This is a genomic window from Bradyrhizobium erythrophlei, from assembly GCF_900129425.1.
Taxonomy (GTDB): domain Bacteria; phylum Pseudomonadota; class Alphaproteobacteria; order Rhizobiales; family Xanthobacteraceae; genus Bradyrhizobium; species Bradyrhizobium erythrophlei_C.
Genome location: NZ_LT670817.1, coordinates 7758770 through 7782815, shown reverse-complemented (window position 1 = coordinate 7782815; position 24046 = coordinate 7758770). Strand labels below are relative to the sequence as shown.

General features: G+C 57.5%; 24 protein-coding genes and 3 pseudogenes. 18 read left to right on the top strand and 9 right to left on the bottom strand.

Annotated features, from left to right (window positions below; all coding sequences use genetic code 11):
* Positions 1-62 precede the first annotated feature (62 nt).
* From B5527_RS36975 to B5527_RS36965, 3 genes are all read left to right on the top strand, one after another.
* Complete coding sequence (locus B5527_RS36975; protein WP_079605882.1) at positions 63-764, top strand: MgtC/SapB family protein; 702 nt, start codon at positions 63-65, stop codon at positions 762-764.
* A gap of 38 nt (positions 765-802) precedes the next feature.
* On the top strand, positions 803-2803 hold the full coding sequence (locus B5527_RS36970; RefSeq protein WP_154072719.1) for a carbohydrate porin: 2001 nt from the start codon (positions 803-805) through the stop codon (positions 2801-2803).
* A 254-nt stretch (positions 2804-3057) separates the two neighbouring features.
* Positions 3058-3900, top strand: a complete 843-nt coding sequence (locus tag B5527_RS36965; RefSeq protein WP_079605880.1) for a DUF1194 domain-containing protein — start codon at positions 3058-3060, stop codon at positions 3898-3900.
* Between the two features lie 249 nt (positions 3901-4149).
* Here the strand turns inward: B5527_RS36965 and B5527_RS36960 are convergent, their stop codons facing one another.
* A complete protein-coding gene (locus B5527_RS36960) occupies positions 4150-5589 on the bottom strand; it encodes an IS1182 family transposase (protein ID WP_079600895.1) in 1440 nt (479 codons plus the stop codon).
* Positions 5590-5922: 333 nt separating this feature from the next.
* On the opposite strand from B5527_RS36960, the gene B5527_RS47460 reads away from it, so the two are divergent.
* Together B5527_RS47460 and B5527_RS36950 are read left to right on the top strand one after the other, a co-directional pair.
* The gene (locus tag B5527_RS47460; protein WP_338065067.1) at positions 5923-6078 is read left to right on the top strand and encodes a PilZ domain-containing protein; all 156 of its coding nucleotides are present in this window, start codon (positions 5923-5925) and stop codon (positions 6076-6078) included.
* A gap of 539 nt (positions 6079-6617) precedes the next feature.
* Positions 6618-6815 (top strand): transposase, encoded by a 198-nt coding sequence (locus B5527_RS36950; RefSeq protein WP_245332397.1) that lies wholly within the window; start codon positions 6618-6620, stop codon positions 6813-6815.
* Positions 6816-6890: 75 nt separating this feature from the next.
* Here B5527_RS36950 and B5527_RS36945 read toward each other — a convergent pair whose 3' ends face one another.
* Entirely contained in the window at positions 6891-7526 is a 636-nt protein-coding gene (locus B5527_RS36945) for a pentapeptide repeat-containing protein (protein ID WP_172842776.1), read from the bottom strand.
* Positions 7527-7851: 325 nt separating this feature from the next.
* Here B5527_RS36945 and B5527_RS36940 point away from each other — a divergent pair, with 325 nt between their 5' ends.
* Together B5527_RS36940 and B5527_RS36935 are read left to right on the top strand one after the other, a co-directional pair.
* On the top strand, positions 7852-9267 hold the full coding sequence (locus tag B5527_RS36940; RefSeq protein ID WP_172842775.1) for an integrase family protein: 1416 nt from the start codon (positions 7852-7854) through the stop codon (positions 9265-9267).
* 430 nt (positions 9268-9697) lie between these two features.
* On the top strand, positions 9698-10114 hold the full coding sequence (locus B5527_RS36935; RefSeq protein WP_079605877.1) for an ester cyclase: 417 nt from the start codon (positions 9698-9700) through the stop codon (positions 10112-10114).
* A 486-nt stretch (positions 10115-10600) separates the two neighbouring features.
* Here the strand turns inward: B5527_RS36935 and B5527_RS36930 are convergent, their stop codons facing one another.
* On the bottom strand, positions 10601-10957 hold the full coding sequence (locus tag B5527_RS36930) for a hypothetical protein (RefSeq protein WP_079605876.1): 357 nt from the start codon (positions 10955-10957) through the stop codon (positions 10601-10603).
* A 254-nt stretch (positions 10958-11211) separates the two neighbouring features.
* Between B5527_RS36930 and B5527_RS36925 the strand changes: the two genes are divergently transcribed.
* The 5 genes from B5527_RS36925 to B5527_RS36905 all read left to right on the top strand — a co-directional run bounded on the left by B5527_RS36925 (position 11212) and on the right by B5527_RS36905 (position 14266).
* On the top strand, positions 11212-11529 hold the full coding sequence (locus B5527_RS36925) for a hypothetical protein (RefSeq protein WP_079605875.1): 318 nt from the start codon (positions 11212-11214) through the stop codon (positions 11527-11529).
* Between the two features lie 61 nt (positions 11530-11590).
* The gene (locus tag B5527_RS36920; protein ID WP_079605874.1) at positions 11591-12487 is read left to right on the top strand and encodes a restriction endonuclease; all 897 of its coding nucleotides are present in this window, start codon (positions 11591-11593) and stop codon (positions 12485-12487) included.
* Between the two features lie 75 nt (positions 12488-12562).
* Positions 12563-13159, top strand: a complete 597-nt coding sequence (locus B5527_RS36915; RefSeq protein ID WP_079605873.1) for a hypothetical protein — start codon at positions 12563-12565, stop codon at positions 13157-13159.
* Positions 13156-13431: a hypothetical protein gene (locus tag B5527_RS36910; protein WP_079605872.1), complete on the top strand. Its 276-nt coding sequence runs from the start codon at positions 13156-13158 to the stop codon at positions 13429-13431. Before B5527_RS36915 ends, B5527_RS36910 begins: the two co-directional genes overlap by 4 nt.
* A 10-nt stretch (positions 13432-13441) precedes the next feature.
* Positions 13442-14266 (top strand): hypothetical protein, encoded by an 825-nt coding sequence (locus B5527_RS36905; protein WP_154072718.1) that lies wholly within the window; start codon positions 13442-13444, stop codon positions 14264-14266.
* An 87-nt stretch (positions 14267-14353) separates the two neighbouring features.
* On the opposite strand, the gene B5527_RS36900 is transcribed toward B5527_RS36905, so the two are convergent.
* Genes B5527_RS36900 through B5527_RS36890 form a run of 4 tightly spaced genes read right to left on the bottom strand, consistent with a single transcriptional unit; the run spans position 14354 to position 16545 of the window.
* The gene (locus B5527_RS36900; protein WP_154072717.1) at positions 14354-14965 is read right to left on the bottom strand and encodes a hypothetical protein; all 612 of its coding nucleotides are present in this window, start codon (positions 14963-14965) and stop codon (positions 14354-14356) included.
* Between the two features lie 34 nt (positions 14966-14999).
* Positions 15000-15527, bottom strand: a complete 528-nt coding sequence (locus tag B5527_RS36895) for a hypothetical protein (RefSeq protein WP_079605869.1) — start codon at positions 15525-15527, stop codon at positions 15000-15002.
* 4 nt (positions 15528-15531) lie between these two features.
* Positions 15532-15696, bottom strand: a complete 165-nt coding sequence (locus B5527_RS44865) for a hypothetical protein (protein ID WP_154072716.1) — start codon at positions 15694-15696, stop codon at positions 15532-15534.
* A gap of 24 nt (positions 15697-15720) precedes the next feature.
* On the bottom strand, positions 15721-16545 hold the full coding sequence (locus tag B5527_RS36890; protein WP_079605868.1) for a hypothetical protein: 825 nt from the start codon (positions 16543-16545) through the stop codon (positions 15721-15723).
* Between the two features lie 353 nt (positions 16546-16898).
* On the opposite strand from B5527_RS36890, the gene B5527_RS36885 reads away from it, so the two are divergent.
* From B5527_RS36885 to B5527_RS36870, 3 genes and pseudogenes are all read left to right on the top strand, one after another.
* Positions 16899-17252: a hypothetical protein gene (locus B5527_RS36885; protein WP_079605867.1), complete on the top strand. Its 354-nt coding sequence runs from the start codon at positions 16899-16901 to the stop codon at positions 17250-17252.
* Between the two features lie 66 nt (positions 17253-17318).
* Positions 17319-17609: pseudogene (locus B5527_RS36880) on the top strand (transposase); the annotation flags it as partial.
* Between the two features lie 546 nt (positions 17610-18155).
* The gene (locus tag B5527_RS36870) at positions 18156-19505 is read left to right on the top strand and encodes a tetratricopeptide repeat protein (RefSeq protein ID WP_079605864.1); all 1350 of its coding nucleotides are present in this window, start codon (positions 18156-18158) and stop codon (positions 19503-19505) included.
* Positions 19506-19616: 111 nt separating this feature from the next.
* Here B5527_RS36870 and B5527_RS36865 read toward each other — a convergent pair whose 3' ends face one another.
* Both B5527_RS36865 and B5527_RS36860 read right to left on the bottom strand, forming a co-directional pair.
* A complete protein-coding gene (locus B5527_RS36865) occupies positions 19617-20777 on the bottom strand; it encodes an IS30 family transposase (RefSeq protein ID WP_079605863.1) in 1161 nt (386 codons plus the stop codon).
* 230 nt (positions 20778-21007) lie between these two features.
* A pseudogene (locus B5527_RS36860) lies at positions 21008-21139 on the bottom strand (aquaporin Z); the annotation flags it as partial.
* A gap of 121 nt (positions 21140-21260) precedes the next feature.
* Here B5527_RS36860 and rpsU point away from each other — a divergent pair.
* The 3 genes and pseudogenes from rpsU to bfr form a co-directional block, all read left to right on the top strand.
* Positions 21261-21569 carry a 30S ribosomal protein S21 gene (rpsU, locus tag B5527_RS36855; protein ID WP_079605862.1) on the top strand — a complete coding sequence of 103 codons (309 nt, stop codon included), beginning with the start codon at positions 21261-21263 and terminating at the stop codon, positions 21567-21569.
* A 757-nt stretch (positions 21570-22326) separates the two neighbouring features.
* Positions 22327-22578, top strand: coding sequence for an ABC transporter substrate binding protein (locus tag B5527_RS36850; RefSeq protein ID WP_172842774.1), 252 nt, complete (start codon positions 22327-22329; stop codon positions 22576-22578).
* 448 nt (positions 22579-23026) lie between these two features.
* A pseudogene (gene bfr, locus B5527_RS36840) lies at positions 23027-23512 on the top strand (bacterioferritin); the annotation flags it as partial.
* Between the last annotated feature and the right edge of the window lie 534 nt (positions 23513-24046).

The following is a 24046-nucleotide window of genomic DNA, read 5'->3' as shown; positions in this document are numbered from 1 at the left end:
AGCATTGCTGGCTCTGGGCCGCCGCCGGCGAACGCACCAGGAAGTAGAGAAGGATTTCCACTGTGAGCGCATCGATTGATCAGGCGGCTATCGGCCTCGCAGCGGCAACGCTGCTGGGCGCGAGCATCGGGTTCGAGCGCCAATGGCGTCAGCGGATGGCGGGCTTGCGGACCAACACGCTGGTCGCAATCGGTGCCGCAAGCTTTGTGATCTTCGCAGGTTTGTTTCCCGATGAAGGAAGTCCCACACGGGTGGCGGCGCAAGTCGTCTCCGGAATCGGCTTCCTGGGTGCGGGAATCATCTTTCGCGAGGGACTTCATGTCACCGGCCTCAACACCGCGGCCACTTTGTGGCGCTCGGCGGCGGTAGGAATGCTCGCAGGCGCTGGGCATTCGTTGCATGCGGCGCTGGCGACCAGTTTTGTCATTCTCGTCAACCTGCTGTTGCGACCATTGGTTCGGCTCATCAACCGGCAGCCGATCGCGCAGACCGAAACGGACTTCCATTATCGCGTTCGCGTTGTCTGCCGAAATCCGGAAGAGGCGCATATCCGAGCGCTGCTGCTGCAAAGCACCAGCAATGGTCAGCTCAGCCTACGGCGGCTCGACAGCACCGATCTTGCGGACTGCGGACGTGTTGAAGTCAGCGCGCAGCTAACGGCGCACGCGAAGAGCGACGCTGTGCTTGAGCAAGTCGTTGGTCGCCTCAGCCTTGAACCAACCGTTTCGGCCGCGAGCTGGAGCGTCGGACCAATCATCGAATAGCGGTCACCCACAAAACGATCAAAGTAATGAGAAACGTGATGAAGCGGATTTGTATAATTGGAAGCACGACATCGGTTGTTCTTGCGACTTGTCCTTTCGCGGCCGCCGCCGATTTACCGCCGAGCAAGCCGATCAAGGCGCCGGTCCCAGCCGCTATATACAATTGGACCGGCCTTTATGTCGGAGGGCACGTCGGTTACGGCCAAGGTAGCCTTGGTCCCGGCACCAATCCTATTCCCGAGCAGGCGGTATTTTTTCCCCACAGCCTCACGGGCATGATCGCTGGGTTTCAGGCAGGCTATAACCTTCAGTTGCCAAATCGAGTGGTGCTCGGCGTAGAGGCGGATGCGTCATTCACAAGCCCAGTTGATCGTCCGAAGCTTGATCCGGCGCCATTCAATACGACGCTGGAATACGCAGCGACGGCGCGAGGTCGGATCGGCTACGCTTTCGGAACGATTCTTCCTTATGTCACCGGCGGATTGGCGTGGGGTCAAACCAGGGTCAATATCAACGCGGGTGACGGCAGCCTGCTGTCGTCACAGTTGCTTCCGCACGTCGGCTGGACGGCCGGCCTCGGCATGGAAATGGCCGTTGGCGGCAATTGGAGTGCAAAGATCGAATACGACTATATCGACCTGGCGCGCAGGACGTATGGTCTCGGCGAGGCAATGCTTTCGGTCATCAACGTCGATCCCAGGATTCACACCATCAAGGTCGGGCTGAACTATCAGCTTGGGGACACGCCGCACTGGGCTCCGTCCGCCACGTCCCCCATCAACGGGATGCAACTACCGGAATCGCCTGATTGGAATGTTCACGGGCAGACCACGTTCATTGCGCAAGGGTATCCGAGCATCCGCTCGCCCTATGAGGGCGCCAACAGCCTTCCGGGAGGCGGCCAGGGCCGAGAGACATTAACGGCGGATGCGTTTCTCGGATGGCGGTTGTGGGACGGCGGCGAATTGTATTTAAACCCGGAACTGGCGCAGGGATTCGGCTTGGACACTACGCTCGGGCTGGCAGGCTTTTCGAATGGTGAAGCGCAAAAGGGCGGCACGGATTTTCCGAAATTCCGCCCGCAACGCTATTTCTTCCGCCAGACATTCGGCCTCGGCGGCGAGCAGGAAGAGGTTGCGGATGGTCCGCTTCAACTCGCCGGAAAGCGCGATATCGACCGCGTCACGCTGACGGTCGGGCGATTCGCCGTCGGCGACTTTTTCGACGGCAATTCTTACGCCAAGGATCCGCGCGCGGATTTCATGAACTGGGCAATCTGGTCCTCCGGTGCCTATGACTTCCCGGCCGATCTGCCGGGATTCACGCGCGGCGCGGTCGTCGAACTCAATCGCAAGGATTGGGCTGTGCGTGCCGGCCTGTTCCAGGTTCCGTCAGCCCCCAACAGCGACGTTCTGACTTCCAAGGGTGGTGGCGCGGTCGTTGAACTGGAAGAACGCTACGCGATATCAGATCGACCCGGCAAACTCCGGCTCGGTGTCTTTGGAAACCAGGGGAACACGGCCAACTATAGCGAGGCGCTGGCCCTGGTGGCGGCCGACCCTTCGCTCGATATTAATGCCACGACGGCAAGCATCCGTCATATCCAGCTCAAATATGGCTTCTACGCCAACATGGAGCAGGCGATCACCAAAGACATCGGCATCTTCGCCCGCGCCAGCTGGAACGATGGCCAGACCGAGACCCTGTCCTTCACCGACATCGATCGCAGCATATCAGGCGGTGTCTCAATCAAGGGCAGCTCCTGGGGGCGGACGAATGACACAATCGGAATTGGAGGGGCGATCAACGGACTTTCCGCCGCGCACCGTGACTTCCTGGCAGCGGGTGGCATGGGCTTGCTGATCGGTGATGGCCAATTGAACTACCGCGAAGAGAAAATTCTCGAGGCATACTATGCCTATAACCTCAACAAATGGAGCACGCTGACGTTCGACTACCAGTTCATCGCTGATCCCGCCTACAACGCTGACCGGGGACCGGTTTCAGTATTTTCGGCGCGCGCGCATGCGGAGTTTTGAGGAATCAGACAAAGGTTCCTCGCTTAGCGTCGATGTTCCGATCAGATAATGTGCCATAGTTGCTTTTGACGACGAAACGAACATGGACATGCTGGATTTGAAATCAGGACAACGAGAAAGCCCCGCCGTGGAGAGAGTCACTACGAATTCCGTCGATCCGACGCTACTAACTGCAACGTGAAGGATAGCTTATATTCCTGCTTTGACCGGCGCGTTTTGCGTGTCACGATACCCTTTGAAACGGGAGGGCCGCCATGCGCTGGTGTGTCTCGATCGGGGCGTTGCTTGTCGCGGGGGCGATGGCCGCTGGTGACGTTGCTGGCATTGCCGCGCCGGATTCCAGACGCCAACTGACCGACGCCAAAGACAATTTGCAGTCCGTCGATGTCGAACTCGTGATCGCCGTCGATGTCTCCTATTCGATGGATTTGGACGAACTTGCCGTCCAGCGCGAGGGGTACGCCCGGGCGATCGTGTCCAAGGAATTTTTGCAGGCGTTGAGGACTGGTCCAAACAGCAAGATTTCCGTGACTTATTTCGAATGGTCCGCGTCCAGCGATCAGAAGATCATTATTCCCTGGCGCGTGATCGACGGTCCCGAGACGGCTGACGCCGTCGCCGATGAAATCATGAACACACCAGTCCGCCGGGGATCGCGCACCTCAATCTCAGGCGCGATTTCGTTCGCGATACCGCTGTTTGATGAGGACCCCTACCGGGGATTACGGCGTGTCATCGACATTTCCGGCGACGGGCCGAACAATAATGGCGTGCCGGTCACGCCCGTTCGCGATGAGGCGCTGGCCAAAGGCATCGTCATCAACGGCTTGCCGATCATGATAAAGGAGCCATCCTATTCGACGATGGATATCGATAATCTCGATTGGTACTACGAGGATTGCGTTATCGGCGGCCCGGGCGCCTTTGTGGTGCCGATCAAGGACCGCGAGAATTTCAAGGAGGCGATCCGCACGAAGTTGATCCGAGAGGTCGCAGGCCGAACTCCCGAGCGCCCGGTCAGGCCTGCATCGGACAAGGAGCCGCGCGTCAGCTGCACGATCGGCGAAAGATTGTGGCAGGATCGCTGGGGACGCTAATCCGAAATTCGGAGGACTTCTATGGGGCGAAGCGGAAATCGGTCGTGAGACCGAAGTCGCCTTAGGGTCTTGGTTGCGTGATAACGCGCTGACGCGGGCCGGGAACGTCCACGATCCGGTCGGCGTAGTCCGACACGGCCGATCTGAGCAATTTTTTCCTGTTGGGCGATCAGGGGCCGCCTCCGAGTCGTGGCGGGGAATGCTGGGCATGGTCTGGCTCGGTATCGGCACGCAGTGGGGTCTCCACACTCACGCTCTGATCGCTGCCAGCAACGCCCTTGTACCGACGATATTCATGACCCGCGTCAGATTGTAGGCGAGTACGCTGAGCGCCATCTCGCTCGCGACCTTCGGCAGCGTCTTCATCAAGAAGTGCGTCGCGCCCATTCTCATCTTGAGCGTGCCGAAGGGATGCTCAACCGTCTCGCGCCGGCGGCGCATGGCCTGGGGATCTTGATCCAGCCGCTGCTGCACGATTTCGAGAACGTGCTCATGCTCCCATCGCGTGATGCGGCGTTCTTTGCCTGTGGTGCACTGATCCTTGATTGCGCAGGTCTTGCAGGCGTTCGTCCAGTACCGGCGCATCTTCTGCCCGTGTTCCTCATTGGCATAGTGGAATTTGAGCTTCTCGCCGGCGGGGCAACGATAGACATCCTCCTCCGGCACATAGACGAAGTCCTGCTTGCCGAAGCGGCCTTCCGACTTCGCGCCCGACGTCATCGGTTTGGGCAACGTCACGCAAATGCCTGCCTGCTCGCAGGCCAGGATCTCTTCGCCATTGAAGTAGCCGCGGTCGGCGACGGCTTCGAGTTTATCGACTTGCAGAACGGCCTTGGCTTCCCGCGCCACGTTCGCCAGTTGTGAGCGATCCGAGCCGATATTCGTCACATCGTGCGTCACGATCAGATGGTTCACGGTGTCGACCGCGACCTGCACATTGTAGCCGACGACGCCCGAGCCACGCCCACTTGTTGCCATCGAGCGGCTATCGGGATCAGTGAGCGAGATTTGGTGATCCGGCGAGGCCAACATTTGCTTCTCGTAGGCTGCGAGTTTGCCCATTTCCTCTTTCAGCTTGTCGAGCTTCTCCTTGAGCCGCGTCGTCTTGAGCACCAGCACTTCGGACGGTTCCTGCCTATCCGCCGTATCGAGCTGGGAGAGATACCGCGCCACACTCTCCTCGAGTTGCGCGCGCCGGCGATCGATCTTCCCCCGGGTAAAATTGCGATCTCGATTATTGACCGCTTTGAACTTGCTGCCGTCGATCGCGACGCTCGCCTTCGCCAACAGACCCATCTGGCGACAGAGATTGACGAAGCTCGCGCATGCCCTGCGGATCGCCGGGCCATTGTCCTTGCGGAAATCGGCAATCACCTTGTCATCGGGAACGAGCCGACCGAGTAGCCATATGACTTCCAGGTTTCGGCCGGCTTCGCGCTCAAGCCGGCGGCTCGACTGCACTCGGTTGAGATAGCCGTAGATGTAAAGCTTCAGAAGAACCGAGGGGTGGTAGGCAGGCCGGCCTGTCGCTGCAGGCTCGACGCCTTCGAAACCGAGATCGGCCAGATCGAGCCCGTCGACAAAGCAATCCACCACACGAACGCAATTGCTCTCCTCGACCCACTCATCGAGGCATTCCGGCAACAACGTCGATTGTCCGCGATCGGCACCCTCAACGAAGCGTTTCATGATTGCCCCCGGCAAATCGCCAAGCGAATCATAGCAGACAGTTCGTTTTCACGCAGCCAGGGTCAAACTCAGACCTCGGGGCGGATCTGAGCTAGGTCCGCTTCTCCCCAACAACAGACATGAGGCGACTGCTTCGGCATGTCCGTTCGGTGCCAGCCGAAGTTCACGCCTCCGCGCGGCATGGCGGGGTTTTTCGTTTGAGGAGTCGGCTTTACGTTTGCTTGAGACGAATGGTGTAGAACGCCGAGATGGACGAGAGGCGTCAACATCCGCGTACAGAGATTGACGAACCGGCGTATATTTCAATCGGCGGATCGAGTCACGAGCTGTCGCGTGATAAACGTCTCTGCTGAAGGGGCCGCGATCGAAGTTCCGAGTCCCTCCTATGTTCCAGATCGGTTTCAGTTGATGATCAAAAGGGATCGTGTGATCCGGAACTGCCGGGTCGCTTGGATAAGTGCAAACAGGATCGGTGTCGCATTCGAGTGAATGCAGCGCCTTCGCTATTTTTCGGCCGCCAAACCCGATGGGTTAGGCTGCGATACTCTGCATCCCAACGACCGTGACAATCCAACGTGTGGGGCTGCTGGACCTATCTTCCATCACCGACCGGACCATCCCCGTGATGGTGGATCCCATTAACGCCAACGCGCTTTTTCGCCTCGGTACTGGGCGTATCGGCAGCGTCTCGCTTCTTTTGGATCGGTCGTTTCGATCGTTTGCATGCTTGTCACCAATGGCCGCGGCACGCGAAAGCAGTTCCGGGACAGTCCGCAAGATATCAGCGAACCATTAAGTAAAAATTGCCCATGTGCTGCAAACCGTCAGCATTTTTATTTAGGCTTCATTTGTCGCATGCAGCGTCTACGAACAATACTTCATCGAACCAAAGGGCGATGCTCATGAAAGCTCTCGGTGCAACAGCGCTATCGTCTGCGCTGTTCTGTGCCCACCTTCCGGATGATACCCTGATCTGGAAGTCTGCGGTCTGGTTTTGATCGTTGGGCTTAGAATGGACACTGAACGTAGTGCTATCACCGAGCCGGCGCCGGTTGGAAACATTTACCGGCGCCGGGCGGCGGCGGACGTGGCGTGAAGAAGACAAGGCCCGGATTGTCGCGGAGATCGCGACGAGCGGAGATTCGGTCTGTGCTGTAGCTCGACGCCACGAATTATCGCCACAGCAGTTGTTTGGCTGCCCGTTGCCGGCGGCGGCTCGGTTTTGATAACGAACCTTATTTATATTTAGAGTAGCAGGTAAGGCACACGCGAACCAAGCGAACTATTTCGTTTATGCCGCGTCAGTCTACAGAACGGTTACCAATTTGCACTAACCCTAGCTTGTCCACATCGTAAGCAGCCGAAAGTTCGGCTTGTTGCATCTGATCGGGCGAAAACATTGTCAGCTCGATTTCTGCATTTTCGAAGTGCGCGTGACTCAAGTCGCAGCCATCCACGCTTACATCAGAGAACTGAGTCCCAAAAAAGTCAGTGTTGCGACAGTCAGAACTGTAAAAGCTTGCATTTGATATGCGGCAGTGTCGGAGTTTGGCGCCCCTCATTCGAGCGCCACCAAAGCTCATATCGAAAGAAAAGTTCGGACCCACGAAATCGCTAAAAGATAGATCAGCTTCTACAAGCGATGTGTTGCGAAGATCTGATCCATAGAAAAATCCACAAATCTGCGCTTTCGTGAGGTCGGCATGAGTCAGTCTGGCATGACTGAAGTCAGCAGCAACACGATCGTCTGAATCGCGGTCACCTGGGGTGCCCCACTCGACCGCTTTGGTCGATATTCGGGCCATGTCTGCATGCGCGAAAACTGGACGTGTCCATCGGCAGCCGTCAAATTTGGCTCCATTAAAACTAGAATGTTGAAGCAGAATTCTGTCGGCCTCTGTCGCGGAGAGATCGGCTTGCGAGAAGTCCTGTTTCAACTCGTTGCCAAAGCACACTAGATTGCGCCGAAACATTCAGTATAAAGGGCCTTTCGTAGGGCAGGTTCGACGGCCGCTCGTGTCCACCAAATGGCCACTAAAATAGAAGGTCGAACTTAGCTAAGTCATTGATTTGCGGGCGTAGTTCAATGGTAGAACGGCAGCTTCCCAATCTAATCAGCCGATTTTTTACCACGTTACGAGATACGCCCGAAACCATTGACTAAAGCCCATGTTTCGCAGGCTTCTAGTGTTATCTGTGATGCCTCGGTGGCTGAAAATCCCAGCATCCGAACTAGTCAAATGGCATCATAGTGACATCACGATGGCACAACATTTTCCGACCACGCACAACGGCAAAGCTCCGCAGCATTCCGACCCGAACGCGAAGCGAAAACCGAGGTTGCTCGACGATCAGCAAGTCGAATGGTTGCGCGATCTCGCCGACGATGACGAGGCCCAGCGCGGCTACTATCCCGACAGCAAGGTCTTCGGCCTGACCATCTTCCTCGGCGCGAAGTCGAGTGTCTGGCGCTTCCGTCAACAGAGCCGGACGAAAGGTAAGCGGTCGTCGGTCTTCAAGACGCTCGGCAACTGGCCTGCGATGGACGTGGATGAGGCGCGCAAGCAAGCCCTGATCTATTCGGGCGCTGTCGCCGCTGGCACTGCTGCCCCAGGCAAGCGCCAAGCGATGCCATTCAAAACGGCCTTCGAAAACTACCTCGCCCATCTCAAGGCGCAAGCCGAAGCCAAAGGCAAGCCGCCGCGATGGTGGGCCAATGCGAGCAAGCTTTCCGAGGCGCACATCATGCCGCAATGGGAGGGGTGGACGCTCGCCGAGATGTCGCAGAACCCGCGAGCCGTGAAGACGTGGCATGCGAAGCTCTCGAAGGCCACCCCGACGACGGCAGACCATTGCGCCCGGCTGATCAGAGCTTGCTACCGCGAAGAGGCGCGGCTTGATCGCACGCTCAACCCGGCAGCCTCGCCGACCTCGGGCATAAGGCTGGGAAAGATCAAGGTCTCAAAAGCTGTGCTTGACTTCCCCGACTTCTCGGCGTGGCGCAAGGCGTGGGACAAGATCGAAAACCCGGTTCATAAGGGCTATCATCTCGCCGCGCTTTTGACTGGCTGTCGTCCGACCGAGCTGGCCATGATCCGCGAGAGCGATATCGATCTCGACGCGCGGCGCATGATCATTCGGAACGCGAAAGCCGGAAATGATATCTCGCTGCCGATCACTGGCGAGATTGCTTTCGCGCTGGCGATGGCCATCAACGCGCCTCCACAAACCATCACAATGAAGGGCCTTCGCGGAATGAAGTCCGGCGAGGTCCGCGTGATCGAACGAAAGAAACTGCATCACGAGATCGCGGCTCCCGATCTTGTCTTCCCGGGCGTCCGTCAGGCTGGCCATCGCGCGGGCATTCCGGTCTCGGGCAACGCGCTTCGGCATACGTTCCGCAGCATCGCGGTCTCGCTGGAGATTTCCGAGATGCTGATTTCGTTCCTCATGGGGCACAGTCTGCAAGGCGTCTCCGCGAGGTACACAAACGAGTTGATGATCGCGAACTCGCAAGCTCTTCGAGAGGCGCAAGAGAAGATCAGCCGCCGGATTTTCGAGTTGCTAGGGCTTACGCTCGGACCCCATCACGATGCCCCGCTCGTGCCAGACACGCCGACCCGGGTCGAGGCGACCCGGAAGAAGAGCAAAGCCGCTGCTCCAGCCCGCATCGCTTGAGGCGGGGGCAGGCGAGGGCGCTGGAGGGCATTAGGACGCTTGCCCGGGCTCATAGGGCAAGTCAGCGCACCGGGCGCGGGAAGCTACAGCCTATCAGGGTTGCCGGTGAGAATGTCTGCTTATCGGGGAAGACCGGAAGGCGGAGGGTCAAAACGACGCTTTTGACCCAGGCTGTGTGAAAACTCCGACGTCGAACTTGCGCGTAGAAAGTTAGTCTCGATTGCGTTCAATAAGAGAAGAGGCGATCTGCCGGTCACCGTCGGAAGAAGCCCATATGCGACATTAACTGTTACCAACGCCGAGGCCTCCCGGGGTCCGGCCAAAGAACATTTGGGGCCGCTCGCCAACCCGAGCGCAGAACGGCATTATAGTCTGAACGTAGCTAAGGTGCTAAAGAGATGTTCAATGAACCAACAGAGGGGCAGCACTCATGACCTCGATCAGCGCAATTGCTAACGATTTCTTTGTCGCCTGCGAGACCGGAAAAGGTTGGGAAGTCTGCAAGACCTATTGTGCTCCAAACGCGACCTTCGCCGCTCAGGTCGAGCCGCTGGCGGGAATTAAAACTCTCGCGGAATACGCGGATTGGATGAAGGGACTACTGACGATAATGCCGGATGGCACCTATGAGGTGAAATCCTTCGCCACCGATACCGAACGAAACAACGTCGCGGCGTATGCAGTCTTTTCGGGTACTCATACCGGAGCTGGTGGTCCGTGTGCGCCGACCGGCAAGAAGACGAATTCGGACTACGTCTACGTGATGCAATTCACTGACGGCAAGATCAGCCACATGACGAAGATTTGGAATTCCGGTGTCGCGTTTAAGGAGCTGGGCTGGGCTTGAGCGGCAGCGCTCGTACCGGTTGCCCCGCCGTCGCAAAAAGTGAGACATTCCACTACGTCCGCGTTCGGTCGCTTTCGGGACTACCGCTACCCGAAGGAGATGATCGGTCAGATGGGCTTACCGACTGGGTACGACCAGACGCCTCGCAGCTATTCTCGCCGCTGACGTGGTTGGTTTCTCCGCGCTGATGGAGCGCGATGAGGAAGGCACATACACACGTATTGGAAGCCTGCGGCGCGGCTGGCGCGAGCGCGGGGCAAGCTGGAGCATCGTCGCTGCCGGGCGCTACCTGACCTTCTTGCAATTCTGACAAACGAGCCGCCCGGCGAGGTCGTGCACCTATGTCTTGGCACGTGGCGGAGGATGCAGAGATCAACGTCGCGCCGGGCCTTGCATCGCGAGCATTCGAGTTCAAGCCATGGGTACCCTCATCGCACTAACGCAACTTCACCGTTCGGATCTACAAGCGGCGCACGTTCGCGCGATCTATGATCCTCTGATGATACGACCGAAAGCCGGGAACTCTCGCACTGGCTCCGCCGTGCCCTCTCGAAATGCCGACCTCAACGTCGCGATATCGCAGAGATCAAGCATCGGGTCGGGTTCGATATTCGTGGTCCGGCTGCGCTCGTGCTGCGGCGTCATGGCAAGCTCGGCGTTCACCGTGGCAAGCCGGTAGCCGCCGCGAAAGAGCCAATTCATCGCCTGAAGCAGGAACGCACGTTCCCATTGGTCCGGTTCGCGGCCCTCGCCCTCAATCTTCGAAAGAGCATGTTCAATTGCTTCGACAGTGTCAGTCTTTTCGCGAACACGTTCTGTCTGATGATGGGTCGGCATGGTCATAGGGAGGTCCCGAAGGTTGGCTTCAACCCAACGTAGCGGAGCCGCCCGAATGCGCAAGCCTCATGCAGCAAGACAAAGCCGTCGCCGGGTTGAGGTCGGCGACGGCTTTCCAGAACGGCGGGCGTGATACGCAACCCGTGCGCCAATGTCGCCGCATCCCGCGAAGAAAAGGTTAGCCCAAAGCAGATTTCCGTTGGTTCCGTCCGGCGAAACAGTTAGATCAACATGCAACGTGCCGTTGAGGCGAGGTTTGCATGAGCACCGAAAGCACTCTGGTCGATATCGCAATACATTTGAAGGAGAGCTTTGAGGCTCGTGAGACTGCATTGCATCGGGAGCTTCACGAGCTTGAAGCGCGCCGGAGCGCGATACACGCGGATTTAAAGCTTGCGGCGGATGCAAGTGGTCGTCTCGGGAAGTATCAGCCGAAGGTCAGCGGTGAGTACAAATGCCCATACTGCTGGATGCAAAGGGAGCAACGGCCCCCGCTCTATCCCATCGGCGGCGGTACTCGCCACGAAGACTACTTCCGGTGCAGCGAATGCAATCGGGAAATAACGGTCGAGAGTTAGTTCATATCGCCGATGGCTGTTGGCGATCTATGATGATCGCGAAACTAACGAGGACCCTACGATGGCGACCCTTTCTACCGTCGACATGAAGCTGATCGACAGCCTGTTCGGCATGTATGGTGGATACGTGCTCAATTTCAGCAACAAGACGTTCGCATCGTTCTTCTCTCGGGACATCGGCATTAACATCTACGACGATGCTTATGCCATTCACGGCACTTCGAAAGGCAAGCGCTTATGGCGCTTTTTGGAAGTCGGTCAGACCAATGCAGTGACTAAGGCGCTGTGCGCGCTGTGGGAAATCCGCGAGGCCGAACGCATGGAGCGCGGTGAGGAGGACAAGGTACTGCAAGCCCGCACCCGGCTCAGCGCGCTCATTGTGAAACTAGGCGGCAGACCGCTCGCTGCTGATCCGTCAACCGAACCGCCGCCGGGACCGGCACCTGAGAAACTGGCCGGACCGACTGAGACCATTCTAGCCGCGCTGGAGGCCGAGTTCATGGCGCTAACCCAGATGGGAGAAGCGCCGCAGCAACGCGGATACGCGTTCGAGCGATTTCTTAAGCGCTGGTTCGACACATGGGGTCTCGACGCGCACGCATCGTTTCGGACCATCGGCGAACAGATCGATGGCTCGTTCCAGCACGACGGTGCAACGTATCTTGTCGAGGCCAAGTGGCACAACAAACCGGCCGACGCGAGCATGCTTCACGGCTTCCAAGGCAAACTGCTTGAGCGCCCGGATTGGACGCGGGGACTGTACGTCAGCTATGGCGGCTTCTCGGGGGAGAGTTTCAACGCCTTCACAGCACGGCGCTTGATCATGATGGATGGGACCGACGTCTACTTCGCCCTCAACCGCAGGCTCGATCTGGGCCGTGTGATCGGCGCGAAGGCGCGGCACCACAGTGAGAAGCGGCAGCCGTTCGCTAAGGTGACGGATATCTTCCCCCGCTGAGGTATCTTTTTTTTTTGCCGCCGTACGCGCCCGCGTTCATCCTATAATTGCATCGCAAATTTGGGGTAATTGGAGATGTCGCGAAGCTCGATTGGGTTGCTGTGTTTTTACTATCTCGTCGCGGCAATCCTATTTGCCGGTTTTGAAGCGTGGCTGGACCCATTATTAAGCTCCGATCCGGCTTTCCTTGTCGGGCATGTCGTTGGCGGCGGTGTTGGCCTTTACGTGCTCGCCGGGATACTGCCAATGATCATATGGGCTTTCCTGCGTTTTCGTTCCGCCAACGCAGGCGGCATCTTCGTGTTGTGGGCGATCCTCGCGGTCGTCATGGCGTTTTTCTCCGACTACGGCGCACGTTACGAACGCAACGAGAAAGTTGCCAACGCTATGCCCAATGGGGTTTTTTCCGGAAAGGACCGCGATGACTTCATTCGGTCGTCTAAACTCAGTTGTGCGCAGAGCCAGAAGGCCAATCCGCTGACGCCGAAGATCGGTCTGACCGATGCCAAGATCGCTGCCTATTGCGACTGCTACTCCAACGGTATGGCGGCGTCGATCACGGTGGACGAATTGCGGACCATGGTGACCACTGGAAAACAACCCTCAAGCATTGTGGATAAGGCCACCGCACTAGGAAGTTCCTGCGGCAAACAGGTTATGCTGACGAAATGAACGAAGCGCAAAAATACCGGCTTTTGATGCTGGCTTATCACCATCTGGCCGACGGCAAAGACCTCATCCATCGTATTGCCAACGAGAACAGTCTGGTGGTTGGCAGCACGTCGTCGATTGGCGAGATACTGGGTACGGCGTTCGTCAGCCGAAAGACTTTCGACCCGAACGATGCGGAAGTTGTGAAGGCAGCATTTGCCAAGTCAGGAAAGCGATATCCTGGGGACGTTATCAGCGATTGCGCCCGAGTGATGGTCGGATTGAAGCCGTGAGCCTCACGCCATGGGCGAAGCCAAACTCAAAGAAACTCGAAGATTGCAGTTCTTGAAACTGCATCCTTCATGTGTCTATTGCGGCGACGCGGCCTCAACGACAGATCATTGTCCTCCCCGCTGCTTTTTCGTGAGACGGCATTGGCCGGAGACATATGAGTTTCCTGCTTGCGAGAAGTGTAATGCGGAGGCGCGCCTTGATGAACAGGGCCTTGCCGTACTGATCCGGACCCCATTGAGGGAAACCCTAAACGAACTTGACCAGCAAGAATGGGGGAAGCTCGTTGACGGAGTAAGAAACAATCAGCCGCGCCTACTCGCCGAGTGGACCGACATAAGCCGAAATGAAATCAAGCGAGACCTTCGCTCGACGTTTGGTCGCGACGTGGGGGATTTACTCCGGCAACGGGGATGGGGAGCGGCAAATATCGGGCTGCTGACGGAGGGTATGATAACGCGCTTTATGATCAAGTTGGGCAAAGCTCTCTACTACAAGCACAACGCTCATATTTTTGACGGCATCCTCTACGTCAATCACATCGATCTCGCTGCTAGGGATACGACGCCGGAGTACATTGAGAGCATTTTAAGAATGGCTCCAGCGTTGGCGGCAATTGAAAGAAACAGAAAGCCCTTATCGGAACAATTCGTTTATCGTTTCAATAATAGCCCCGAGGGTCAGGTGATGTACGCGGTCGTCCAGTTTGGTGACCAATTCATCTTTCAGTTAATCGCGATGGGGCGAGAAATGCACACAAAACTAGTTGAACTAAACAACGGGGACGACTTACCGAAGGCTGGCAGGCATGAATGTTTTTTGATTGGAAAGCCATGACTGCTAAGCGCAAGGGAGACATCTTGGGAAGAGGCTCAAAATAAGGTCCATGCACATGCGCCCCGGCGGCGCCGCCGCGCGGCGCGCTTAGTATTTTTCGAAGCTTGGATTGTAATCCTGACTGGCGAACTCCCCGAGCACCGAACCCGCCGTTCGAAGTGCCTTGAGGGCTAGCGGGCTCGCAATCTCTTTCAGCGAAACATCTTCTCTAGAGAGTTGAATTACGATCCGCAAGAGAACAGCCATCGCCTCGCGCACGAGATCAAGCGTGGGCTCATCGGCCCAGAAATCACCGAACTCTCGCTTGCGTACCTCGCCATGCCATCTTGGATTTCGCGCGTAAGCCAGCGTGTTAGGAAATTTCATCGCAACACCATGTGTGATGTTGTGCCTGATTGTGAAACCAGAGCGCGCTGACTTGCACCAACCTTCAAGCAGTGTCTTCTCTTTTTCCGGTGCCAGACTGGCCGCGAATGTTTCGAGCATCGCGATCAAATCGGTGATCATTCTTGCATCCGTGTCGGGTTTTACGCCCTTCGGGTCGATGCGCCGGAGTTTCCACAGCGCGCGCTCTAAATGATATTCGATGCTGCCCGCAAAGGTGATGATGGCAGCGAGTTTCTGGCCGACCGACGGACTTAGCCCCAATAGCTCCTGAATTAGATCGGCCCGGCCGTATTCTGTCATTTCTTTTGTCATCGAATACCGTCCCCACAGTCGCGCCTTTGAAGGCTCACTGCCACCAAAGAGCGAAGCCGGACTTCCACCACCTCACGGCTAGGAGAACCACCATCGAGACAATAACGGCACGGACAAGTTCATTGAGTGCACTTGTGAGGCTGCGAACTTCCTGCAACAGCGTCCGACTAGTTGCGAGCGCTTCAGCTGCGTCTTTGCGGGCATGGGCCAAAAGGATATCGCGGTGCACCTGATCAATCTCATAGGGCCTCGGGCCTTCGGCGTAGAGGCCTAGGTCGTCTTCCATCAAGAGGCGCGCATAAAGTGCGTTGTTTCTTCGCGCCTCGTCATCGCCCGAGATTGCGAAGCGACGATACCAATCTAGCTCGCTCTCCAGAGCTTCAGCCATGGTCGGCCGCTTATCTTCCCGCTCTTCGCGGCGTGCTTTGAGCGTCGCGCGGTGTTCGGCCTCCCGCTTTTCCCGTGTCCTTTTGCTGAAGTGATTTAGTATCAGCTTTATTCCGAGCGCGAGACATGCCCAGAGGACGATCCATCCAACAGTGCTGCTCGTGGCGCTCGGCATGTTCTCAACCTAGACGGGTCGGACAGGGCAGGCAAGTCTTCAGCGCGCTTACTAGCGGTCGCGCGCCAGCCGGAGCCGTGTACTCGGCTTCGGGAAACTTGATGATGTAGGTCGCGGCGTCCTTGAGGGTGAACAAGCTGCCGACCTTTCCCCAGCGGGACCGGCTCATCGAATTTCCGGGACCAATCCGGCGTCACTCCGCACCCTTCACTCCGACATTCAACGAAATTTCTGAAACAACACCACATTCCTTGCACGTCCAACATGTCCCCGGTTTGATCTCATCGGGCCACAGGGAAACCTTGGCGGTGCAATCACTATTGGCACATGGCGCTTCGCTCACGACAGGCGACCATAGTACCTTGCCATCGGCCTCGTCCTTGACGGCATATTCCGCTTTGCATTCGAAGCACACGGCTTTTAGAGTTTTCACGCCGTGCGGCAGTCGTCTCCGCATCGGAGTTTTACAGCGAAAGCAATCGATGTGACTGCTCACATTGAACGTGCTGTTCCACACTTGCGAAGTGAGTACGCGATCAATTATCGAAACGATCTCGTCACAGCGCGCACGAAGGATAACAGGGTCAGGGAGTTTGTCTTTTTGGAATTGGGCCATCGTCGGAATATGAAGTCCACCTCCCAACACATCGTAGTGATCTTTGATATCGTCGGCGGTCAAAACGAACTCAGTGCCAAGGATCTCCATGTTCGTTGAGGGCACGCCCGGCTGATCTTCAATACCAATCCGAAGCGTCGAAGTTTTCATAATGCTGGGGTCGATGCCCGCCAGCACCGCGACCAACTTCCTCGGCTGCCACGTGCTGTATTCTTCGTAAGGAAGGTCATCCTTGAAGGCTTGCGCCCGATCATAGGTGATCGCCTCCATCGCGAACCGCAATTCCAAGACCGCATAGGGAAGTCGCTCATCATCATTCGAATTGAGTTGGCCCCGCGCTCGTTCAAGATTGCGGCGAGCCCTGTTGCGATAGTCAATATTTTGGGGCGCGATCTTTGCCATGTTCGTTTCGGCTATTCGAGCGCCAGCGCGTAAGTCTTCTCTTTGATAGCTTTACTCATTGTCGTTGGTCCTTTGTGCGCACGCGGATTGCGTTCGCTCAGGTAAAGCTAGGAGTATGAGGCCCGCGATTGCAAGCGAACCGGCCTTCTACCGTAGCGCACTGGAAACGAGGTTAAAAATTAACTGTGCGATATCGTTTTGACGCGGTGACGAAGCCATGGCAGGGGTTGCCCCATGACTGAGATCATCACACGCGACGCGGCCCGGGCGCGCGGTAGTAGACGAGGTTCCGCGTAAAGACTGGGAATGGAGTACATACTGTGACGAATTTAAGCCCACACCAAAAGACACTTATGACCGCCGAACGCCAAGCGGTTGCTCAGGCCCTTTTCTTGGCCCTAGAGCCGTTTGTGAAAGAGAGCCCGACCATTACCCTAGGGAACTTTATGACGTTCCTGCGGGTCGCCAGTGCCGAGGGAAAGGGCGTGACGGAATACGCTGACGCTGCTGGCGTCTACAAAACGGTGATGACGCGGCACCTATTAGACCTGGGTGACCGCGACCGCCACGGTGAGGACGGGCTTGGATTTATACAGCAAGTCCGCGACCGCAAAGACATGCGCATCAATCGCGCGTGGATAACGCACAAGGGCGCGTCGTTCCTAGACAGTGCATACAAAGCTCTAAGCCTGCTCCTGCGGGCCTAGTCTGTTCATTTTAATTATCAACGACAACAACCGGTGAAGGGGTAACAGGCGTGAGTAACAAAAACAAAACGACAATGCTTCTACAACGAGCGCCGCATCAAACGATGGGAACACGAACACGTCGTCGAGGCCGCGCAGACGCGGCTCGATCAGAACCCGCAAGCCATGCGTGTGCGCCGCGAAACCGTCGAGCATCCGTTCGCCACGCTGAAGATGCGGATGGGTGCGACGCACTTTCTGATGAAGACGCTGCCGAAGGTGGCGACTGAGATGGCGCTGCACGTGCTCGCCTACAACCTCACGCGCGTGATGAATATCGTCGGTATCAAACCGTTCCTCGCGGCGATCCGGGCATGAGGAGTGTTGTGTTGTACGCGCTTTGTGACCGTTCATCTCGCTCAGCGCGGTCCTCAGGTTGACTCCAGGCTCGATACAGCAAAAATAGGCTCAGACGGCCGCGTCGAGGCCCGTCGCGCCCGGTTGCGTGGGAAACGAAAAACGTTTCCACACGACCTGGACCCAACTCGGACATTCGGCCGAATCAGCTTCTGAGGCCGGTTGGGTGCAATTTCTCCCGCACTCCCAACCGCAAAGTGCTAGGCTTTAGCTACAGCAAATGGCGCGTCCGTTTGGGGGTACTGAAACGGCGGGCATTCATCACGCTGCTGGAGGCGCGGCAGCAAGTATTCCGCTCGCCGCGCCTCCAGCAGTCCGATCGGATACAGCGCATCGGCTGGCTGATAAGCTTGACCACCGACGATCCGGAGGATCACCGTCGCGGCGCGGCGTTTCAACGGAAGCAGTTAGGATGGACCGACGGTCGCAACGTCCCAATCGAATATCCGGAGTGAACAAAGAACCAGCTCTACTGGAATCATCAATTCGGTAGAAAGGGAAACAGCAATGCTGCAAGACCAACACGGACTGACGATGTCGACATCGTCCATGGAAGCAGCTGCAAGCTTTGACCGCACAATCCTGGCCTATCTAAAATTCCGCGCCGATACCCCGCAGCATCTCGCCCGTACCCTCGCTGCCGATCCCGAGTTCGGTCTCGCGCATTGTCTGGCCGGCTACTTCGCGATGCTCTCGTACAAACTGACCAACGTCCCGGTCGCTGCCGAGGCGGCTCGAACCGCCCGTGCGATGACGATGAAGGCTACTGCACGGGAACGGGCTCACGTCGAGGCACTCGATGCCTGGATCGCCGGCGACATCGACCGTACCCTGACGATCTGGGACGACATTGTCACCGAACATCCGATGGACGTACTCGCCTTCCGGCTTGCCCACTTCAACAATTTTTGGCTTGGCCGACGCGAGGCCATGCGTGCTTCCGCCGAACAAGTCTTTCCGAAATGGGGGCGGGACATGCCAGGCTATGGCACCATCCTGTCCTGTCGCTGCTTCGCCAACGAAGAGTGCGGCGACTATGCTGCGGCAGAGCCGTCTGGATGGGCCGCCCTAGAGCTCGACCCAGCAGACTTCTGGGGTATACACGCCGTTGCTCACGTTATGGAAATGCAGGGTCGTCAGCCCGAAGGCATCGATCTGCTTGAAAGGCACGAGCGATACTTCGCTGGGGGCAACAATTTGATCCATCACATTTGGTGGCATCGCGCGATGTTCCATCTGGAGCAGCGCGAATTCGAGGCGGTTCTTGACCTCTACGATCGGCGGTTCCGCAACCTCGATTCGCCGCTCACTCAGGCGCTGCCCGATCTCTATATCGATGTGCAGAATGCGGCATCGATGCTGTTTCGCCTTGAGCGACAAGGCATCGACGTGGGCGATCGCTGGATCGAGATTGCCGACAAGGCCGAACAGCGGATCGGCGATTGCCTCTCCGCGTTCACTCAACCGCATTGGATGATGGCGCTGGCCGCGACCCGACGCGACGGCGTGGCACACCGAATGCTTGATGCGATGCGCTTGTTCGGTCTTGGCGACGGAGCCGTCGCGCAGGTCGTTGGAACTATAGCTTTGCCTGTATCTGAGGCTGTGCTGGCGCATCGGCGAGGTGAACACTCCCGTGCAGTCGATCTCATGAAACCAATCCTCGACGGGATGCACCGTCTCGGCGGCAGTCACGCGCAACAGGACTTTCTGGAGCAGGTCTTTCTGGATTCAGCAGTCAAGGCAAATCGCGGCGACGACGTCCGCCTGATGCTCGCTCGGGTTACTGCGCGGTACCCGACTCCGCCCGAACGCCGGATCGGATATGCCCAAGCGGCACGGCAATTTCGGCACTAAGCAATTGTCAGGGCTTAGCCCAACCGCCTTCGCTGCTCGGCGCCGCCGACGAGGTGATTGAACGACGCGCTTTGTTTGCTGCGGTGCATGAGTCCGGTTGTGGCAGCCGGCTCAACCGGTCGATGCAACACAGGCGTTAAATCTCTCTGCTGGGGTTTCAAATTGCATGGTCTTACGCGGCCGTTCGTTAAGCTGGCGAGCCACTTTGTTCAAGTGGGCTTGCGAGTGCACCGACAAGTCGGTGCCCTTCGGGAAGTATTGTCGCAGCAGGCCATTGGTGTTCTCATTCGACCCGCGCTGCCACGGGCTTTGCGGATCGCAAAAATAAACGTCGATGTTGGTCGTCAACGTAAATCGTCGATGATCCGTAAGTTCCTTGCCCCGGTCCCAGGTTAGCGATTTATACAGTTCGGTCGGCAGCTTTCTAGCTTGCTTGATGAGCGCGGAGACGACCGATTGGGTGTCTTTGTTGGCCACCTTTGCTAACATCACGTAACGGGTATGACGCTCGACCAAGGTCGCGATATAGCTGTTCTTCGAACCGGACAGCAGATCGCCTTCCCAATGGCCAGGCACCGCTCGATCTTCAACTGCTGCCGGGCGCTGACGGATCGAGACGGGATCCTTGATTTGTCCCCGTCCATCGCCGTGAAGACCTGCCTGTTTCGATCGACGGATCGTGCGCTTCGATCGAAGATGGCAAAGTAGCTCTTTCTTAAGCACTCCGCGAGCTTGAACAAAGAGACTGCGATAGATCGTCTCGTGTGACACCTGACAATTCTCATCTTCAGGATGGGCTCTCTTAAGCCAGCCGGCTATCTGCTCGGGTGCCCAATTTAATCTCAGCTTGCTGGTTACCGCCTGTCGCAACCCGGGATTAGTCGCCAACTTGCAATGTTTCGGACGGCGGGCTCGGGCCCAGGCCTGGTCATCCGCCAGAGCCGCTCGGTATCGATCATAGCCGCCATTCCGGCTAATTTCTCGGCTCACCGTCGAAGGCGAGCGGCCCAGCATCTTGGCTATCGATCGGGCTGATTGATGCGCTGTAATCCCTCTGGAAATCTCCTCCCGCTCCGAAAGCGCCAATGCCAGCCTTGAGCGATGCCTTGCTGCAGGACGGATGCCCCCGTGCGGGGCCACCTGGAAATAAATCGACGATGACGGCTTCCCAAACGCTCGCCCGATCCCCTTCAAAGACTCCCCGCGTTGCCAGCGATCCCATAACTCCGTCTTCTCGGCCGTTGTAAAACCTCGACGAAATCTCTGTTCCATCGTCTCACTCCATCTTTTCCCTCTAAGATAAAGTGTTGCATCGACCGGTTGAGCCCACCGCACAAAACGGACATGCCGATGCAGTCGCCGGATGTCCGCTGTTGAGGGGATGAACGGACCTAGCAAGGACACGGCCCAAGTTTGACAAATCCAAGTGTCGCGCGAGGAGGACGTTTCTACCTTTGCACCCCGCTAGAAAAGCTATGCGCTGCCTTGTGGCCGCTACTTCGCGCGAGCGGCGCAAAGCCTGCGGGCGCTTTGCCATGGGCGGCTCCCATGATGATGAACAGGAACATCATCGTCATCACTACTTCCACCAGGAAGCACGCGACGAGGCTGTACTGGCCCGGCGAATGCGCCTCATTATCGGCCATAAAAAGCAGGTCCGCAGGTGGACATTCCCGCCTTTGTCTGATACATGCGCGCGCTCAAGGTTGAGGCTTGGCCTTTCGCCAGCCGTGCGCTTTACGAGGAGGATGCCGCGTGCAGGTTCTCGTTCGCGATAACAATGTCGATCAAGCCCTCAAGGTGCTGAAGAAGAAGATGCAGCGCGAGGGTATTTTCCGCGAGATGAAGCTCCGCGGTCATTATGAAAAGCCCTCCGAGAAGAAGGCCCGTGAAAAGGCCGAAGCCGTGCGCCGTGCGCGCAAGCTCGCCCGCAAGAAGCTGCAGCGCGAAGGCCTGTTGCCGATGAAGCCGAAGCCGGTGTTTGGCGCCGGTCCAGGCGCCGGCCGCGGTGGTCCCGGTGGCGGCCGTGGCGGTCCTGGTGCCGGTCCGCGCGGGCCGCGCTGAGCTTTTCTCTTTATCGTTTCGATCCATGACGCGGGCCGAAAGGCCCGCGTTGTTGTTTTGACCCTGCATTTGGGAGCCGGCGGGCTTGTCCCTGTCGCAAACTCAATCTGACTAGCAGTTGATCGAGAATCGGGCGATGCTGTTACGGGATGAGAGATCTTGTCAGGCTCGTTGTTTGGATGGTCGCAGATCTGTTTCGGTCGCGGGCAGCGCTCGAGGCTGAAATTTGGATGTTGCGGCAGCAGATAAACGTTCTGCGGCGAACCGCTCCTAAGAAACAAACCTTCAGCTCGATCGACCGATTGATTTTTGTTTGCCTCTATCGGCTTCTCCCTGGCGTTCGCGATGCGCTGGCGATTGTTAAGCCGGAGACCGTAGTCAAATGGCATCGCGCTGGCTTCCGATTATATTGGCGCTGGAAATCGAGAGCGCGGGGTGGCAGGCCAACGGTTCCGTTGCAGATACGCAAGCTTATCCGCGAGACGAGCATTGCCAATCCGCTGTGGGGAGCGCCGTGTCGCGCTCATGTTCAATCCGGCGACGTCTCCCGAGGGTGGATCGTATTTCCTAAAACCGGTGGAGGCTGCAGCCCCGTTGCTCAAGATGGCGATGGTCGCCGCGCCCGTTCACAATTCTTCCGATATTGATTCCATCATGGCATCGCTCGCGCGCGAGCCGAACTCCGGCCTGATCGTCATGCCGGATATTTTCATCCTGGCCCACCGCGACCAGATCATTGCATTGGGATCGGTATCGCTTGCCGGCGGCTTACGCCTATCGCCTTTTTCCGGTGAGCGGCGGACTGATATCATACGGGACCGATCTTGCCGATCCGTTTCGCCGCGCGGCACCTTACGTCGACCGCATCCTGAAGGGCGAGAAACCCTCCGACCTTCCGGTGCAGACGCCCACTAAATACGAGCTGGTGGTCAATCTCAAGACGGCCAGGGCCTTCGATCTCGACGTGCCCCTGTCCGTCCAGCAGCGTTCCGATGAGGTGATCGAATGAGATTGGCCACTTCCGTTGATGGCAGATAGTGTTGCAAAAGCCGTCGTCGTGATGAATGTCCGCTTTTAGCGATGAAGCAGACATGGGAATCTGAGCTAGCGGGCTTCCGATGATCGTTTGTTCCTGCAACGTCCTAAGCGACACCCAGGTGCGAACTGTCGCCAACACTGCGACGCGCCGAACCACCAGCTATGTCTATAGCTGCCTTGGCTGCAGAGCTCAGTGCGGTCGCTGCGCGCGCACCATCCGAGAAATCATGGACGAGGTATTGGACGGAACGAAAATCGGTCGTGCGGATGGCGGCCCGGTACTCGCTGCGCCCGCGGACAAGCAGCCCTAGGCTTCAATGGTGCCGCCATCCAGTGGCATCGCGCGCTGGTGCTGCTAGAAAGTTCAGAGTAAATTTTCTAGAGTTTGAGCCATGGCCAGAACAGGAGCGTGGTTATGAAAGGGTGATGCAAAGGTCGTCGAATTTCTAAATAAGGCGCTGCGGCATGAATTGACCGCGGTCAACCAATATTGGTTGCACTACCGGCTGCTCGACAATTGGGGTTACAAGGATATGGCCAAGCAGTGGCGTAAGGAATCGATTGAAGAAATGGAGCACGCTGACAAGCTGGTCGTGCGTATCATTTTCCTCGAAGGTTTCCCGAATCTGCAACTGCTCGATCCCCTCCGCATCGGTCAGAACGTCAAAGAGGTGCTTGACTGCGACCTGGCGGCGGAGATTTCCGCCCGCACGCTCTACCAAGAAGCCGCGACGTACTGCCACGCCGCGCAGGACTATGTGACACGCGACCTGTTCGAGAAGCTGATGGCGGACGAGGAACACCACATCGATTTCCTCGAAACGCAGCTCGATCTCGTCGGCAGGCTCGGGCTTGAGTTCTACGCGCAGCATCATATCGGCAAGATGGGCGGGGGCGAAGACTGATAACGCTGAGGTTTTGCGGCCACGACGCGCGGCTTCATGAGCATGGGTCCACTCCGCAAATATCTTTTGTCGATAGGCCATTATCTATCTGGCATTTTCGCGCGACAACAAGACGCTCCGTCGGTCTGCGGCGTCTATTCATAGGGCCGCCGGTTCGCAACTCCAGGTGATCGAAAGCGATGCTATTTGCTGCGGTGCATGAGTCCGTTGCTGGCACTTTTCCGACATGCCGAGGCGGTCTGACGATGTCCGTTCATCGGGGTAGACCGGAGTGCGCCGGGAGACCGGCAAGGAGTAGATGGTGCAAGTCCATCACGATGAAGGAGTAGCGACCCGCATCGACCCCGAGTCATGCGCAGATGCCCGCGAGGGCATCGGCGAAGCGTTGACAGGGGAGCGCATAGGCCAGCCATTGAGCCGCGATAGTACCCTCATCCTGGGTGCCGACGTCGTTCCGGTGACGGAAGGCAACACGGATGGGCGCGATAGTGCGAGCGCCCAGACGACCCGGCGTGGTCTTAGACACTGGCATGT

Bases quoted from the DNA above. Each gene is read 5' to 3' on its own strand.
- B5527_RS36970 (WP_154072719.1), top strand. From the start codon at position 803: ATGAAGCGGATTTGTATAATTGGAAGCACGACATCGGTTGTTCTTGCG.
- B5527_RS36965 (WP_079605880.1), top strand. From the start codon at position 3,058: ATGCGCTGGTGTGTCTCGATCGGGGCGTTGCTTGTCGCGGGGGCGATG.
- B5527_RS36960 (WP_079600895.1), bottom strand. From the start codon at position 5,589: ATGAAACGCTTCGTTGAGGGTGCCGATCGCGGACAATCGACGTTGTTG.
- B5527_RS36940 (WP_172842775.1), top strand. From the start codon at position 7,852: ATGGCACAACATTTTCCGACCACGCACAACGGCAAAGCTCCGCAGCAT.
- B5527_RS36935 (WP_079605877.1), top strand. From the start codon at position 9,698: ATGACCTCGATCAGCGCAATTGCTAACGATTTCTTTGTCGCCTGCGAG.
- B5527_RS36930 (WP_079605876.1), bottom strand. From the start codon at position 10,957: ATGACCATGCCGACCCATCATCAGACAGAACGTGTTCGCGAAAAGACT.
- B5527_RS36925 (WP_079605875.1), top strand. From the start codon at position 11,212: ATGAGCACCGAAAGCACTCTGGTCGATATCGCAATACATTTGAAGGAG.
- B5527_RS36920 (WP_079605874.1), top strand. From the start codon at position 11,591: ATGGCGACCCTTTCTACCGTCGACATGAAGCTGATCGACAGCCTGTTC.
- B5527_RS36915 (WP_079605873.1), top strand. From the start codon at position 12,563: ATGTCGCGAAGCTCGATTGGGTTGCTGTGTTTTTACTATCTCGTCGCG.
- B5527_RS36910 (WP_079605872.1), top strand. From the start codon at position 13,156: ATGAACGAAGCGCAAAAATACCGGCTTTTGATGCTGGCTTATCACCAT.
- B5527_RS36905 (WP_154072718.1), top strand. From the start codon at position 13,442: ATGGGCGAAGCCAAACTCAAAGAAACTCGAAGATTGCAGTTCTTGAAA.
- B5527_RS36900 (WP_154072717.1), bottom strand. From the start codon at position 14,965: ATGACAAAAGAAATGACAGAATACGGCCGGGCCGATCTAATTCAGGAG.
- B5527_RS36895 (WP_079605869.1), bottom strand. From the start codon at position 15,527: ATGCCGAGCGCCACGAGCAGCACTGTTGGATGGATCGTCCTCTGGGCA.
- B5527_RS44865 (WP_154072716.1), bottom strand. From the start codon at position 15,696: ATGAGCCGGTCCCGCTGGGGAAAGGTCGGCAGCTTGTTCACCCTCAAG.
- B5527_RS36890 (WP_079605868.1), bottom strand. From the start codon at position 16,545: ATGGCAAAGATCGCGCCCCAAAATATTGACTATCGCAACAGGGCTCGC.
- B5527_RS36885 (WP_079605867.1), top strand. From the start codon at position 16,899: ATGACCGCCGAACGCCAAGCGGTTGCTCAGGCCCTTTTCTTGGCCCTA.
- B5527_RS36870 (WP_079605864.1), top strand. From the start codon at position 18,156: ATGCTGCAAGACCAACACGGACTGACGATGTCGACATCGTCCATGGAA.
- B5527_RS36865 (WP_079605863.1), bottom strand. From the start codon at position 20,777: ATGGAACAGAGATTTCGTCGAGGTTTTACAACGGCCGAGAAGACGGAG.